Source organism: Caballeronia sp. M1242 (assembly GCF_017220215.1).
In the GTDB taxonomy this organism is placed as follows: domain Bacteria; phylum Pseudomonadota; class Gammaproteobacteria; order Burkholderiales; family Burkholderiaceae; genus Caballeronia.
Genome location: NZ_CP071129.1, coordinates 274,152 through 289,042, shown reverse-complemented (window position 1 = coordinate 289,042; position 14,891 = coordinate 274,152). Strand labels below are relative to the sequence as shown.

General features: G+C 63.9%; 12 protein-coding genes. 4 read left to right on the top strand and 8 right to left on the bottom strand.

Annotated features, from left to right (window positions below):
* Window positions 1-15: 15 nt before the first annotated feature.
* From ubiB to JYK05_RS01355, 7 genes are all read right to left on the bottom strand, one after another.
* Window positions 16-1,590: a ubiquinone biosynthesis regulatory protein kinase UbiB gene (gene ubiB, locus JYK05_RS01385; RefSeq protein WP_206467479.1), complete on the bottom strand. Its 1,575-nt coding sequence runs from the start codon at window positions 1,588-1,590 to the stop codon at window positions 16-18.
* A gap of 22 nt (window positions 1,591-1,612) precedes the next feature.
* Window positions 1,613-2,305 (bottom strand): SCP2 domain-containing protein, encoded by a 693-nt coding sequence (locus JYK05_RS01380; RefSeq protein WP_206467478.1) that lies wholly within the window; start codon window positions 2,303-2,305, stop codon window positions 1,613-1,615.
* Between the two features lie 155 nt (window positions 2,306-2,460).
* Entirely contained in the window at window positions 2,461-3,450 is a 990-nt protein-coding gene (locus JYK05_RS01375; RefSeq protein ID WP_206467477.1) for a Tim44 domain-containing protein, read from the bottom strand.
* A 25-nt stretch (window positions 3,451-3,475) separates the two neighbouring features.
* Window positions 3,476-4,207, bottom strand: a complete 732-nt coding sequence (gene ubiE, locus JYK05_RS01370) for a bifunctional demethylmenaquinone methyltransferase/2-methoxy-6-polyprenyl-1,4-benzoquinol methylase UbiE (protein WP_175939405.1) — start codon at window positions 4,205-4,207, stop codon at window positions 3,476-3,478.
* 82 nt (window positions 4,208-4,289) lie between these two features.
* A complete protein-coding gene (locus tag JYK05_RS01365; protein WP_206467476.1) occupies window positions 4,290-4,700 on the bottom strand; it encodes a gamma-butyrobetaine hydroxylase-like domain-containing protein in 411 nt (136 codons plus the stop codon).
* A gap of 20 nt (window positions 4,701-4,720) precedes the next feature.
* Window positions 4,721-5,155 carry an HIT family protein gene (locus JYK05_RS01360; protein WP_206467475.1) on the bottom strand — a complete coding sequence of 145 codons (435 nt, stop codon included), beginning with the start codon at window positions 5,153-5,155 and terminating at the stop codon, window positions 4,721-4,723.
* A 36-nt stretch (window positions 5,156-5,191) separates the two neighbouring features.
* Entirely contained in the window at window positions 5,192-9,286 is a 4,095-nt protein-coding gene (locus JYK05_RS01355; protein WP_206467474.1) for an FAD/FMN-binding oxidoreductase, read from the bottom strand.
* 195 nt (window positions 9,287-9,481) lie between these two features.
* Between JYK05_RS01355 and JYK05_RS01350 the strand changes: the two genes are divergently transcribed.
* Genes JYK05_RS01350 through queF form a run of 4 tightly spaced genes read left to right on the top strand, consistent with a single transcriptional unit; the run spans window position 9,482 to window position 13,080 of the window.
* Window positions 9,482-9,799: a hypothetical protein gene (locus JYK05_RS01350; RefSeq protein WP_206467473.1), complete on the top strand. Its 318-nt coding sequence runs from the start codon at window positions 9,482-9,484 to the stop codon at window positions 9,797-9,799.
* A gap of 12 nt (window positions 9,800-9,811) precedes the next feature.
* Window positions 9,812-11,335: a threonine ammonia-lyase, biosynthetic gene (gene ilvA / locus JYK05_RS01345; RefSeq protein ID WP_206467472.1), complete on the top strand. Its 1,524-nt coding sequence runs from the start codon at window positions 9,812-9,814 to the stop codon at window positions 11,333-11,335.
* Window positions 11,336-11,347: 12 nt separating this feature from the next.
* A complete protein-coding gene (locus tag JYK05_RS01340) occupies window positions 11,348-12,259 on the top strand; it encodes a 5'-nucleotidase (protein WP_206467471.1) in 912 nt (303 codons plus the stop codon).
* Window positions 12,256-13,080: an NADPH-dependent 7-cyano-7-deazaguanine reductase QueF gene (gene queF, locus JYK05_RS01335; protein ID WP_206467470.1), complete on the top strand. Its 825-nt coding sequence runs from the start codon at window positions 12,256-12,258 to the stop codon at window positions 13,078-13,080. The genes JYK05_RS01340 and queF overlap by 4 nt, the downstream gene beginning before the upstream one ends.
* A gap of 67 nt (window positions 13,081-13,147) precedes the next feature.
* Here the strand turns inward: queF and JYK05_RS01330 are convergent, their stop codons facing one another.
* The gene (locus tag JYK05_RS01330) at window positions 13,148-14,704 is read right to left on the bottom strand and encodes a DUF4139 domain-containing protein (protein WP_206467469.1); all 1,557 of its coding nucleotides are present in this window, start codon (window positions 14,702-14,704) and stop codon (window positions 13,148-13,150) included.
* Between the last annotated feature and the right edge of the window lie 187 nt (window positions 14,705-14,891).

Here is a 14,891-nt window from a genome sequence, read left to right as displayed (position 1 = left end):
GCCGGCTCGCCGTGATCACGGGTGGCCCATCCAGAATTGCGCGATGACCACGCCCGCGCCGGCAATGACGCCGAGCCCGACGACGAGCAGCGTCGTCAGCAGCCGGTTCGTGCGCTTTTGCTCCGCGAGCAGTTGGCGCATTGTTTCGTCATTGTTGCCGCGCGGCGCGTCGTGGCGCTCCGCGAGCAAGTGATGAATCAGCCGCGGCAGTTGCGGAATCGTCTTGCTCCACTGCGGCGCTTCCATTTGCAGACGCTCGTACCAGCCGCGCCAGCCGATCTGCTCGTTCATCCAGCGCTCGAGGTACGGCTTCGCGGTCTTCCACAAGTCGAGTTCCGGATCGAGCGATCGGCCCAGCCCTTCCACGTTCAGCATCGTCTTCTGCAGCAGCACGAGTTGCGGCTGAATCTCGACGTTGAAGCGGCGCGAGGTCGAAAAGAGCCGCATCAGCACCTGTCCGAGCGAAATGTCCTTGAGCGCGCGGTCGAAATACGGCTCGCAGACGGCGCGGATCGCGCTCTCCAGTTCCTCGACGCGCGTGCTCGGCGGCACCCAGCCGGATTCGAGGTGCAGCGTCGCCACGCGGTGGTAGTCGCGCTTGAAGAACGCGAGGAAGTTCTGCGCGAGATAGTTCTTATCGAAGTCGGAGAGCGCCCCGACGATCCCGAAGTCGAGCGCGATATAGCGGCCGAAGGTCGCCGGATCGAGGCTCACCTGGATGTTGCCGGGGTGCATGTCCGCGTGAAAGAAGCCGTCGCGGAACACCTGCGTGAAGAAAATTTCGACGCCTTCGCGCGCTAGCTTCGGAATATCGACGCCGGCCGCGCGCAGCGTTTCGACCTGCGAGATCGGCACGCCGACCATGCGCTCCATCACCAGCACCGTGGGCGCGGACAAATCCCAGTACATCTCCGGCACGAGCAGCAGATCGAGGCCCTGGAAATTGCGGCGCAACTGGCTGCCGTTGGCCGCCTCGCGCATGAGATCGAGTTCGTCGTGCAGATATTTGTCGAATTCAGCGACAACTTCGCGCGGCTTCAGCCGCCTGCCGTCCGGCCAGAGGCGCTCGGCCCAGATGGCGATATCGCGCAGAAGCGCGAGGTCCGAATCGATCACCGGCAACATGCCGGGCCGTAACACCTTCACGGCGACGGGTTTGCCCGCGTGCTCGCCATGCCGGATCTTCGCGAAGTGCACCTGCGCGATCGACGCGCTCGCCACCGGCACGCGCTCGAAGTCGTCGAAGAGTGCGTCGATCGGCGCGCCGAGCGCTTTCTCGATGATCGAAACCGCGACGTTCGAATCGAACGGCGGCACGCGATCCTGCAACTTCGCGAGTTCGTTGGCGATATCGACCGGCAACAGATCGCGCCGCGTCGACAACACTTGACCAAATTTGACGAAGATCGGTCCGAGGCTTTCCAGCGCCAGGCGCAGCCGGATGCCGCGCTCGACATCGAAGCGGCGGCCGAACGTCGTCACGCGCATGAGGTAGCGCACGCGGCGGTCGTTGATGCCGCTCATGACCAGTTCGTCCAGGCCGAAGCGGACAATCGTGAAGAAAATCTTGAGGAAACGCAGAAAACGCATGGTCGGAGTTCGCTTCAGCTCGTTATTTGCGCGAGTCCCGCTCGGACTCGCCGCCGGTCCGCGCTGAAGCGCCGCGAGCCGACTCTCGTTGTTCGATCCGCTCGATGCGCTTTTCGACGCGCGCGAGCGCATCTCGCGCCTGCGACAACTCGGCGTTGAACGCGTCGAGCGCGCTCTTGCGCACGAGTTGCGGACGCTCGTCCAGCAAGTACTCGGCCACGGAGTCGAGAAGATTGCGGCCGGTGCGCTGCGCCTGCGCCTGCATCGTCCGCGCGATCATGCCGATGCGATGCGCGGGCGCATCGCCGATCACGCGCGACAGGTCTTCCTCCGGATCCCAGCGCAGATGCTCGGCGAGCTTCGCGAGCGTCTGCGCGAACTCGGCATCGCCTTCAATGCGCACATGCTTCATCACCGCCGCCTGACCGCCTTGCACGAACGCGGGAAGCGCATCGAACGGCACGGCGATGCTGACATCGAAATGGCCGGCTTGCGTCTCGCTCGTCGCGACGAAAAGCCCGTCCGCCTGCGCGACGAGCGCCACGACGAACGGCGTGCACGAAAGCCGTACGGACTTGCCGGCGTACGGCTGGAGGCGCTCGCGCGCCCACGGCTCGCGCGCGAGCAGATGATTCACGACAGCCGCGAACGCACCGGACGCGGTCTTGACGGCAGGATCTACAACGGAGCGGGAAGGTTCGTGTGCGTTCGTCATCGGCTCTGAGATGAAAAAACCCGCGCAAGCGGTCGCTCGCGCGGGTTCTATTCTACGGTCTAGGCAAACTCCGCGAATGCGGAAGCCGCTTCGCGACGCGCGTCCCGCTGCCGACGTGCGGCGCCATGCCGCCGCGCCGGCGTGCGGGGACGCGCTCAACTGACCTGCTGAATGCCGGCCAGCAGCCAGCCTTCGTTGCCGGACTTCTGCTTCGACAGGTTCCAGATTTCGACGAACGGCTCGGCCGCCGCCCCTTCCGATTCGCGGATCAGGCCATGGAAGCGCACGCTCGCGAGATACTCGGACGCGCGATCTTCCACGCCGAGCACGTCGGCGTTCAGCTGGACCACGTCCGTGCGATTCGGCGCGCCGCCGCGTGCATCGATGTCGAGCTTCACTTCGGCGAACATCTCCGGCGTGGTGAATTCGCGGATGTCGTTGACGTTGCCGCGGTCCCACGCGTCCTGAAGGCGCACGAAGTAGACCTTCGCGTTACGCACGAACGCTTCCGTGTCGAAGCCGGCCGGAACATTGACCGGCGCGGACTGCGTTGCGGGGGAATCGATATAGTCCGCGCCGAAGCCCGCAGGCTGCGACATGCGCGGCGGCTCCTGATTCAGGCCGCTGCGCGCCGACGCGCCATACGGCGACGCGCCCGCGCCTGCATACGCCGGCGTCGATGCGCCATGCCGCTTGCGCATGAAGAAGCGGAACAGCATGACGGCCGCGAGCACGATCAGCGCGATCATAATCATGTTGGCCATCGCGCCAGCGAACGCGCCGCCGAGCCCGAAATGCGACAGCAGCGCCGCGATGCCCAAGCCAGCGGCAAGACCGGCGATCGGCCCGAGCCAGCGGTTGCGCGCCGGTTGAGCGGCGGGCGGCGCGGCGGGCGCGGGTTGCGCGCGCTGCGGCTGCATCGACTGGCTCGGCTGCATGGACTGCGACGGCGGCGTCGCCTGATGCTGCTGCGTGGCCGTGGCCGACTGGCGGCCCATGCTGCGGCCGCCGCCCATGCGGCGCGCCTCGGCGTCGTCCGCGAAGATTGCGCCAGCCGTAATAACGCCAGCGAGCGCCAAGATTCCGGCCTTCCTGAACATCGAGCTCAGAAAACCCCGGGATTGGGGTGTGCGCGAATCGGACATATCGAATCCTTAAGAGAGTGGAACATCAAAATTTTGTCCCGACGTGTAACGCTACCACGCCACCTGACAAATTGTAATATTCGACTCGATCCAGTCCTGCTTGTTCCATCATCGTCTTCAATGTTTCCTGGTCCGGGTGCATGCGGATGGACTCGGCCAGATAGCGATAGCTGTCCGCGTCCTTTGCCACCTTCTCGCCGAGCCAGGGCAGAATCTTGAAGCTGTAAATGTCGTACGGCTTCTTGAGCGGTTCCCACACTTTCGAAAATTCGAGCACGAGCAGACGGCCGCCCGGCTTGAGCACGCGGTACATTTCGGCCAGCGCGCGCTCCTTGTGCGTCATGTTGCGCAGCCCGAAGGCCACCGTCACCACGTCGAAGTAGTTGTCGGGAAACGGAATCTTCTCCGCGTCGCACAGGAGCGTCGGCGTGATGACGCCCTTGTCCAGCAGACGATCGCGCCCCACGCGCAGCATCGATTCGTTGATGTCCGTGTGCCAGACTTCGCCCGTTGCGCCGGCCTGCTTGGCGAACGCCATCGCGAGGTCGCCGGTGCCGCCCGCGATGTCCAGCACCTTGTAGCCCGCGCGCACCTTCGCCTGCCCGATCGTGAAATGCTTCCAGATGCGATGCAGCCCGCCGGACATCAGGTCGTTCATCAGGTCGTAATTGCTCGCGACGGAGTGGAACACGCCCGCCACCTTGCTCGCCTTCTCCTGCTCGTCGACCGTTTCGTATCCGAAGTGGGTCTTGCTCATTGCGCTCTTTCCTCGCATGTTGTTCGTATCTGCCTGCGCAATCGTCGCGCCGGCCCGCGGCGTTATGCCGCGCATAGTTCGTTCAGTGACAGTGGCCGCCGGCGGGCTTCGCGGCCATCGGCGCATCGCGGTCGATGCCGGCGGCTTGTAGCTTCGTCAGATAGTCGCGCCAGCGTTCGTCCTGTTTCGTCGCGAGATCGTAAAGGATGTCCCACGAATAGATGCCGGTATTGTGCCCGTCCGAAAAACTCAACTGGAGCGCGTAATGTCCGACCGGCTCGATGCCCGTGATGGCGACCTCACGCTTGCCGGTCTGCAGCGTTTCCTGCCCCGGCCCGTGGCCTTGCACTTCGGCGGACGGCGAATAGACGCGCAACAGCTCGAACGGCACGCGATACGACTCCTTCTCGCCGTATTGCAATTCCAGCACGCGGGATTTCGAATGCAGAACGACGCCGGTGGGAATCGGCGTCGTCGATGTCAGTCCGCTCATGGTGAGCCTTATCTCTTAAGTTAGGGTTGGCCGAACGCCTGATTCAACTCGCGGCGAACGGCTTCGCGCAGAAGCGTCGCCTGCGCGCGGCGCTTGGCGAGCTGCGCCTCGGACACCGTGCGCTGGCGCGGCGCCCAGACGGGCAACGGAAAACGGGAATCGTTGGAAAAACGTGGAATGACGTGCCAATGCAGATGCGGCACCTGATTGCCGAGGCTCGCCAGATTGATTTTCTCGGGCACGAGCACGCGACGCATCGCGCGTTCGACGCCGTTCACGGCGGTCATCACGCGCAAGCGGTCGGCATCGGCCAAGTCGGACATTTCGGCGACATGCGCGCCCCAGATCACGCGACAAAAGCCGGGCCAGTCCGGCTCGTCGGCGAGGACGACGCGCAACGCGTCGTCCGACCACAGCACTTCGCCGCCGTCTTCGCGGCAAAACACACAGTCCATCTCAAACCTCTAGCGAATCAAACCTCGATTTCGCTATTACACCAGCACGCGCTCGATACCGCCATTGTTCGCGCGTTCGACGTACTGCTCCATCCAGTTTTCGCCGAGCACCTTGCGCGCCATTTCGACGACGATATAGTCCGCCTCGACGTTGGCGTCCTCGTTGTAGCGCGAAAGTCCTTGCAGGCACGACGGGCAGCTCGTGAGAATCTTCACGTCCGTGCCTTCGGTCTGCGCGCCGTCGCCCGCCGAGAGCACGGAGCCGGGCGCCGCGCCCGCGGTGCCAGCCGACGCGTTCATCGGATTGATCGCGTTCGAGCCCGCAACCGACGTCAGCGGAATGCCGCGCAGATTGGCCGCGCCCTTGCGCACTTCCTCTTCCTTGCGGAAGCGCACCTGCGTCGCGATATCCGGGCGCGTGACCGCGAACGTGCCCGACTCGCCGCAGCAGCGATCGTTCTTCTGAATCTTGTAGCCGTCGTTCTGCGAGCCCATCAAGTCGTTCACGAGCTTCACCGGATCGACCGTCTTGATCGGCGAGTGGCAAGGATCGTGATACATGTAGCGCGTGCCCTTCACGCCGTCCAGCCGAATGTTCTTCTCCAGCAGGAACTCGTGAATGTCGATGATCCGGCAGCCGGGGAAGATCTTCTCGAATTCATAGCCCGCGAGCTGGTCGTAGCAGGTGCCGCACGACACCACGACGGTCTTGATATCGAGATAGTTCAGCGTATTCGCCACGCGATGGAACAACACGCGGTTGTCCGTGACGATCTTCTCCGCCTTGTCGAACTGGCCCGCGCCGCGCTGCGGATAGCCGCAGCACAGATAACCCGGCGGCAGCACGGTCTGCACGCCCGCTTCCCACAACATTGCCTGCGTGGCGAGACCGACCTGCGAGAACAGACGCTCCGAGCCGCAGCCGGGGAAATAGAACACGGCTTCCGAATCGACAGTCGTCGTCTTCGGATTGCGGATGATCGGGACGATCTTGTTGTCCTCGATATCGAGCAGCGCGCGCGCCGTCTTCTTCGGCAGATTGCCCGGCATCTTCTTGTTGACGAAGTGGATCACCTGCTGCACGACGGGCGGCTTGCCGGTCGTGGACGGCGGATGCGCGGTCTGCTTCTTGACGATCTTCTTCAGCACGTCGGTGCCGAGACGCTGCGCCTTGTAGCCGACGCCCATCATCGCGGTGCGCGCGATGTTGATGGTCTGCGGATTCGTCGCGTTGAGGAAGAACATGCCCGCCGCGTTGCCCGCGTTGAACTTCTTCTTGCCCATCTTGCGCAAGAGATTGCGCATGTTCATCGACACATCGCCGAAGTCGATCTTCACCGGGCACGGCGTCGCGCACTTGTGGCAGACGGTGCAGTGATCGGCGACGTCGTTGAATTCGTCCCAATGCTTGATGGACACGCCGCGACGCGTCTGCTCTTCGTACAGGAACGCTTCGACGAGCAGCGAAGTCGCGAGAATCTTGTTGCGCGGGCTATAGAGCAGGTTGGCGCGCGGCACGTGCGTCGCGCAGACCGGCTTGCACTTGCCGCAGCGCAGGCAGTCCTTGATGGAATCGGAAATCGCGCCGATATCCGACTGCTGCATGATGAGCGATTCATAGCCCATCAGCCCGAACGACGGCGTGTACGCGTTGCGCAAGTCCGCGCCTTCGAGCAGCTTGCCCGCGTTGAAACGGCCTTGCGGGTCCACGCGTTTCTTGTACGCGCGGAAATCGCCGATTTCCTCGTCCGTCAGGAATTCGAGCTTGGTAATGCCGATGCCGTGCTCGCCGGAGATCACGCCATCCAGCGAACGCGCGAGCTTCATGATGCGCGCCACCGCGTGATGCGCGTCCTGCAGCATCTCGTAGTTGTCGGAGTTGACCGGAATGTTCGTGTGAACGTTGCCGTCACCCGCGTGCATGTGCAGCGCGACGAACACGCGGCCGCGCAGCACGTGCTTGTGGATGGCCTGCGCTTCGTCGAGGATCGGCTTGAATTCGCCGCCGTTGAAGATCTGGCGCAGTTCCGCGCGAATCTCCTGCTTCCACGAAATGCGCAGCGTGCGATCCTGCGCGAGATGGAACACCGTGGCATCCGGCTGCACGTCCACGCGATCCGCGAACCTCTCGGCGAACGCCTCGTAGCCGAGCGTCACCAGATAGTGCTGCGCCTCGCGCAGCGGCAAGTCGAGCTTCTCGCCGACGAACGTCCACCGTTCGCGCACGCGCTTGAGCAGGTCGAGCGCCTGCTGCACGCGGTCTTCGAGCAGTTCGGCGCTCGGAATTTCGTTGGCGTCGTCGCTCTTGCCGAGCGGCAGCTTGCCATTACGGAAGAACGCTTCGAGCGCGTCGAGCAATTGCAGCTTGTTCTTGATCGACAGTTCGATGTTGATGCGCTCGATGCCGTCCGTGTACTCGCCCATGCGGTTGAGCGGAATCACGACGTCTTCGTTGATCTTGAACGCGTTCGTGTGTTTGGCGATCGCGGCCGTGCGCGAGCGGTCGAGCCAGAAACGCTTGCGCGCTTCCGCGTTCACCGCGACGAAGCCTTCGCCGCTCTTGCCGTTCGCCATGCGCACGACTTCGGACGTGGCCTGCGCGACGGCATCGGCGTCATTGCCGACGATATCGCCGATCAGCACCATCTTCGGAAACGCGTTGCGCTTGCTCTTGGTCGCATAGCCGACCGCGCGCAGATAACGCTCGTCGAGGTGTTCGAGGCCCGCGAGAATCGCGCCGCCCTGCTTCGACGTTTCGAAGAGATAGTCCTTGATCTCGACGATGCTCGGAATGGCGTCGCGCGCCTGCCCGAAGAATTCGAGGCAAACCGTGCGCGTGTGCGCGGGCATCTTGTGCAGAATCCAGCGCGCCGACGTGATGAGACCGTCGCAGCCTTCTTTCTGCACGCCCGGCAGCCCGGACAGGAACTTGTCGGTCACGTCCTTGCCGAGCCCTTCCTTGCGGAACGTGCGGCCGGCAATGTCGAGGTTTTCGCTGCGAATCAGCTTTTCGCCGGGCGCTCGATTGCCGTCGAACCAGTCCAGACGAAAGCGCGCCACTTCGACGTCGTGAATCTTGCCGCAGTTGTGATCCAGACGCGTGACTTCCAGCCAGTTGCCTTCCGGATCGACCATGCGCCACCAAGCGAGGTTATCCAGCGCCGTGCCCCACAGCACCGCTTTCTTGCCGCCCGCGTTCATCGCGACATTGCCGCCGGCGCACGATGCATCGAGCGAAGTCGGATCGACCGCGAACACGAAGCCGGCCTGTTCGGCCGCTTCCGTGACGCGGCGCGTGACGACGCCCGCGCCGGAGAAGATTGTCGCGACCTTGTGGTCGACGCCCGGCAAGTCGGTCATCTCGACCGGCCCGAGCTGTTCCAGCTTTTCCGTGTTGATGACCGCCGAAAACGGCGTGAGCGGAATCGCGCCGCCGGTGTAGCCGGTGCCGCCGCCGCGCGGAATCACGGTGAGGCCGAGTTCGAAGCACGCCTTGATGAGACCGGCGATCTCGCCTTCCGTATCCGGCGTCAGCACGACGAACGGATACTCGACGCGCCAGTCGGTCGCGTCCGTGACGTGCGAAACCCGCGCGAGGCCGTCGAAGCGAATGTTGTCCTTCTGCGTTTGCTTGCCGAGCACGCGCGACGCGCGGCGGCGCAGATCGGCCATGCGGCCGAATTCGGAGGCGAAGTCGTCCACGGCGCGGCGCGCGGCGGCGATGAGCAGTTGGACGCGTTCAGCGCGCTCGCGGCTGCCTGCTTCTTCGCTGTGCTCCGACAAGTCCGCGCTGCGGCGCTTCTCGATTTCGGTCAGGCGATGGTTCAGCGCCTCGACCAGCATCGCGCGACGCTTCGGGTTGTCGAGCAGGTCGTCTTGCAGATACGGATTGCGGCGCACGGCCCAGATGTCGCCCAGCACTTCGTACAGCATGCGCGCGGAGCGGCCGGTGCGGCGCTCGGCGCGCAGTTCGTCCAACGCGGCCCAGGCTTCGTCGCCCAGGAGCCGCATGACGATTTCGCGGTCCGAAAACGACGTGTAGTTATAGGGAATTTCGCGGAGACGCGGCTCGATATCGAGCGCCAAGGCGGCATGGGCGCCGTTCGGATCGAAGGCTTGAGGTGCGTTCATGTTCGACGGTTCGGTGGTTCGGCGCGCGGGCTTCTGAAAGCGTAGACGCCGACGGTGCGCGTGGGGGCGCAGATTTTCGAATGAGACTTTTGTTTGCGAAGGCGGGCGATTCGCCCGAAAGCGCCGGCTTGCGCGGATGCCGCGAGCCTCACGGCGCCGCCTTCGATGTGCCCGAGATCAACGCCACGATCGCGCATGGCGCGCATGCCGCTCGGCCGCCGCGTGATGCGCGCGGGGAACATGCGCCAGAAATTCGATCCGAAGCTGCAAGTGCATCTGCCGGTCCTGATTGCTGATTTGCAAAAAGAAATTCTAACCCATCGCGAAAATCGCCGTTGGCGGCCGCTAGCACGACGAAGGGGTTTTTGCGCGCCCATTTTCGCCGCCGTTTGGCTTTTTTGCGCGCTTTTAGGCGTCCGGCCGGTCGGTCAATGCTGCGCCGCGCCGGAAACGCAGTCCTTTGCGGCTATCATTGATGTTTTCGCCCTGAAAAAGCGCAGCCGGCCTGCCTGACGAGTCCTCCGCATGAACCATCCCGATTACCTGAAGAAAGTGCTGACGGCGCGCGTCTACGACGTCGCACGCGAAAGCGAGCTGGAACCCGCGCGCAATCTGTCGGCGCGCCTGCGCAACTCCGTGTACTTGAAGCGCGAAGACAATCAGCCGGTCTTCTCGTTCAAGATTCGCGGCGCGTACAACAAGATGGCGAACCTGCCGGCGGATGTGCTCTCGCGCGGCGTCATCACGGCCTCGGCGGGCAATCACGCGCAGGGCGTGGCGCTCTCGGCGGCGCGTCTCGGCTGCCGCGCGGTGATCGCGGTGCCGACCACCACGCCGCAAGTCAAGATCGACGCCATCCGCACGCACGGCGGACCGACGGTCGAGATCGTGCTGGCGGGCGAATCGTACAGCGACGCCTACGCGCGCGCCGTCGAGCTTCAGGAAGAGCGCGGCCTCACCTTCGTGCATCCGTTCGACGATCCGGACGTCATCGCCGGGCAAGGCACGGTCGCGATGGAAATTCTGCGCCAGCATCAGGGCCCGATTCACGCGATCTTCGTGCCGATCGGCGGCGGCGGACTGGCGGCGGGCGTCGCGGCGTACGTGAAAGCGGTGCGGCCGGAGATCAAGGTGATCGGCGTGCAGACCGAGGATTCGTGCGCGATGGCGCGCTCGATCACGGCGGGCGAGCGCGTGACGCTCGGCGAAGTCGGCCTGTTTTCGGACGGCACGGCGGTCAAGCTCGTCGGCGAGGAAACGTTCCGGCTGTGCCGCGAACTGCTCGACGAAGTGCTCACCGTCGACACCGACGCGCTCTGCGCCGCCATCAAGGACGTCTTCCAGGACACGCGCAGCGTGCTCGAACCGGCGGGCTCGCTCGCCGTCGCGGGCGCGAAGCTGTATGCGGAACGCGAGGGCATCGAAGGCAAGACGCTCGTCGCCGTAACTTCCGGCGCGAACATGAACTTCGACCGCATGCGCTTCGTCGCGGAACGCGCCGAAGTGGGCGAGGCGCGCGAAGCAGTGTTCGCCGTGACGATTCCCGAGGAGCGCGGCAGCTTCCGGCGCTTCTGCGAACTCGTCGGCACGCGCAGCGTCACTGAATTCAACTACCGCATCGCGGATGCGCGCGCCGCGCATATTTTCGTCGGCGTGCAGATCAAGTCGCGCAAGGAGACGGCGCAGATGATGTCGTCGTTCATCGAGCACGGCTTTGCGACCGTCGATCTGTCGCACGACGAGCTTTCCAAGCAGCACATTCGCTATATGGTGGGCGGCCATTCGCCGCTCGCGCAGGACGAGCGCCTCCTGCGCTTCGAATTTCCCGAGCGGCCGGGCGCGCTGATGAAGTTCCTCTCGTCGATGGCGCCGAACTGGAACATCAGCCTTTTCCACTATCGCAATCAGGGTGCGGATTACAGCTCGATTCTGGTCGGCATTCAGGTGCCGCAGTCCGATAACGCCGAGTTCGAGCGTTTCCTCGCGACGCTCGGCTATCCGTGGTGGGACGAGCAGGCGAACCCGGTCTACAAGCTGTTCCTCGCGTAAGGGCGAGAAGCGATGGCCTTCACGCTCGAAGACAAGCTCGTCGTCGCGATTTCGTCGCGCGCGCTTTTCGACTTCGAAGAGGAAAACCGCGTCTACGAAACGGGCGACCTTGCCCGCTACGAGGCGCTGCAACGGTCGCGGCTCGACACGCCCGCGAAACCGGGCGTCGCGTTCGGGCTGATTCGCAAGCTGCTGGCGCTGAACGCGCACGAGCAGCGCGTCGAAGTGGTGATTCTGTCGCGCAGCGATCCGATCAGCGGCCTGCGCGCGTTTCATTCGTGCCGCGAGCATGGACTCGCGATCGAGCGCGGCGTGTTCACGCGCGGCCGGTCGCCCTTCGCGTACTTGAAACCGCTGCGCGCGTCGCTATTTCTGTCGGCGAATCCGGACGACGTACGCGCCGCGCTCGCCGCGGGCTTTCCCGCCGCCCGCGTGCTGCCGGAAACGCCGCGCGCCGCAAGCCGTTATGCTGATGAAATCCGCATCGCGTTCGACGGCGACGCCGTTCTGTTTTCCGACGAAGCGGAACGCGTATATCAGAGCGAAGGCTTGGGCGCGTTCGTCGGCCACGAGACGCAAAAGAAGGATTCGCCGCTTCCCGGCGGCCCGCTCAAGCCGCTTCTGGCGGCGTTGAACAAGCTGCAACGCATCGCCGACGACAACGAAAGCCAGTCGCCGATGCACATTCGCACCGCGCTCGTCACGGCGCGCTCCGCTCCCGCGCACGAACGCGCGGTCCGGACGCTGATGGCGTGGAACATCGAAATCGACGAAGCGATGTTCCTGGGCGGCCTCGACAAGGGCGAATTCCTGCGCGAATTCGAACCCGACTTTTTCTTCGACGACCAAATCCGCCACTGCGAATCGGCCCGCGTCGTGACTGCGACGGGGCACGTTCTCAGCGGCATAGCGAACGCACCATGACACCCGACCAATCTCCGCTCGGCAAAGCCGTCAACTACACCGAACAGTACGATCCCTCGCTGCTCTTCCCGATCGACCGCAAGCGCGCGCGTGACGAGATCGGCGTGCCTGCGCGCCTGCCGTTCTTCGGCACCGACGTCTGGAATGCATACGAGCTTTCGTGGCTGAACAGGCGCGGCAAGCCGCAGATCGCGGTCGCGACGTTCTTCGTGCCGGCGGAGTCGCCGAACATCGTCGAATCGAAGTCGTTCAAGCTGTATCTCGGATCGTTCGCGCAGACGCAGTTCGATTCGATCGACGACGTGCGCGCCGCCATCAAGCGCGATGTCTCCGCGACGTGCGGCGCGACGGTATCGGTGCAGCTCGTGCCGCCTGCCGATTTCGGGAAGCTGACGATGGAAGAATTCGACGGCTTGTCGCTGGACCGGCTCGACCTCGATTGCGAGATTTATGCGCCGGACCCGTCGCTGCTGTTGGCGTCGCATGATGAAGCGCCTGTCGACGAGACGCTGTTTTCTAATCTGCTGAAGTCGAATTGTCCAGTTACCGGGCAGCCGGATTGGGGCAGCGTGCAGATCCGCTATTACGGCGGGCAGATCGATCACGCGGGATTGCTGCGGTATATCGTGTCCTATCGCGAACATACCGGCTTCCATGAACAATGCGTCGAGCGCATCTTCATGGACATCATGCGCGAGTGCAAACCGGAGCGGCTCGCGGTGTATGCGCGGTATACGCGGCGCGGCGGGCTGGATATCAATCCGTTTCGCACCAACTTCAATTTGCCGATGCCGGATAATGCGCGGTTGGCAAGGCAGTAAGTCCCGAAGCGCAGCCCGAAACTAAAGGTCCGGGGCTGCGTGCTCCTTCGCCACGCGATATTAGACGTCAGGGCAAGCCATACACCGTGCGATCGCTCGGATACGTCACGGTGTAACTCGCGTTCACGGTCGCCTGCTGCCCGGCCGCCAATGAACGCCTCCACGCAACGATGCCTTGATGCCCCTGCCATGAAGCATCCTCAGGTTCCGGCTTGAGAGTCGTGCTGACCGCAAGATCGCTCGCGTCGCTGATCGGCGTCGCTTCCACGATCTCCACCGCAATCGGCGTGCGATGCAGGTTCTTGACCGTGTAGCGCATGCTGAAGGTTTTCGATGTCCTTCCATCGCGAGCTTTCAACGCGCCGGTGGAGTCCGCGCCGTCCGCCTTGCTCACGAACACCTGCTCGTCGCGGCCGAAGGAAAGCGCGAGTTCGTCGTCGCCGAGTGCGTCTGACCAGCGCGTGGTTCCGACTTGCTCCCCGTCCCGGCGCAGTTGGACATCGCCTTCGGGCCAGAGCCCGTTCGGCCGGTCCGCCGTGGCGATGAGCCATGCTTGCGTGGATTGCCGTGGCACCACGCGCGCGCTCAGCTTGACGGGCATGCGCTGACTACCGAGCGTGAATCCGACCTTTTGCGCATCGGACGGCACGTCGGCTCTTCCCGGAATCTCGAACTGCGTCATGAACGCGCCGTCGATCTGCACGGGAGCGAACAGCGGCGTGTTCGCGTCCTGGGAAGCTCGCATTTCGGCGGGCATGGGCATGGGCGGCGCGGGCGGAGGCGCAGCAAGCGTTGGCATCGGCGCGGATGCAGAAGCCGTGCGTGGCTGGCTGATCGCCAAGCGCCAGACAGCCGGCTCGGGCGCGCGCGTGTTTCGCGTGGGCGTACCGGTCGAAAGCCGCAGCTTCACGCCGCGCCAATCCTCGCCCGTTGCTTGTGCGACGAGCGCCCGGCGCTCGAGCGTCAGTTCTCCGTTCGATGAATCCAGCGTCGCTTGATACGCCGGAATCCAGCCGGCGCGCTGCGTGTCGTACGCGATCGTCAAAACGCCGCCGCTCGGTGCGTCGAGGGCAACGTGGATCGTGCGTGTCGCGCTGCTCCCGCTGCCGTCTTTCTGCAACGCGTCGAGGCGTTTTTGTACTTCGTCTTGCTGCCGCTTGATCCCGTCGCGCTGAGTGAACACCTGGTAGCCGCTCGCCTGCAACGACCGCGAGACTTCCGGCAGTCCGATCTTGGCGCCCGTCTCCGTATTGTCCTCGCTGACCTTCTTCAGGTACGCGGCGGAAAGCTCGACCGCCTGAGCGCGTGCATTCAGCGACGCAAGTTGCGTCTGCAACGCCTTCACGCGCTGGTCACGAGCCGTCGAAGCGCATTGCGCGTCCGATTGCTCGGTGTCGTCGGCGCGGAAGTCGCCTAGCTGCATGCCCGGCGATGCCGTTAGCCGCAGGGTCTCCAGATCGAAAGATGCCGGGAGACAGGAAATGTCGATGCGCGTGCTTTTGGCCGGCACTTTGATTTGCCGCTCGACCGTGGCGCTGCCGGGGTACAGCGTGACGTTCGATATCGACGACAGTGCTGCATAAGCGTGCGACGAACCAGCGAGGCCGATCACGATATTTGCCACGGCGATTCTGCATACGCGTCTTAGCTTCGCAGTCTTAATTGAAATCCGTTTCATACCTTCCTTTCGCATTAACAGGCGCGCCGCGCTTCGCGCGGCGGCGTCATTCTAGCGACGGCCGATTGTCATTCGGTCGACACTGCGCAGGAAAATGATGAATCGGAATCTTGATACGCTATTCGGCGAAGAA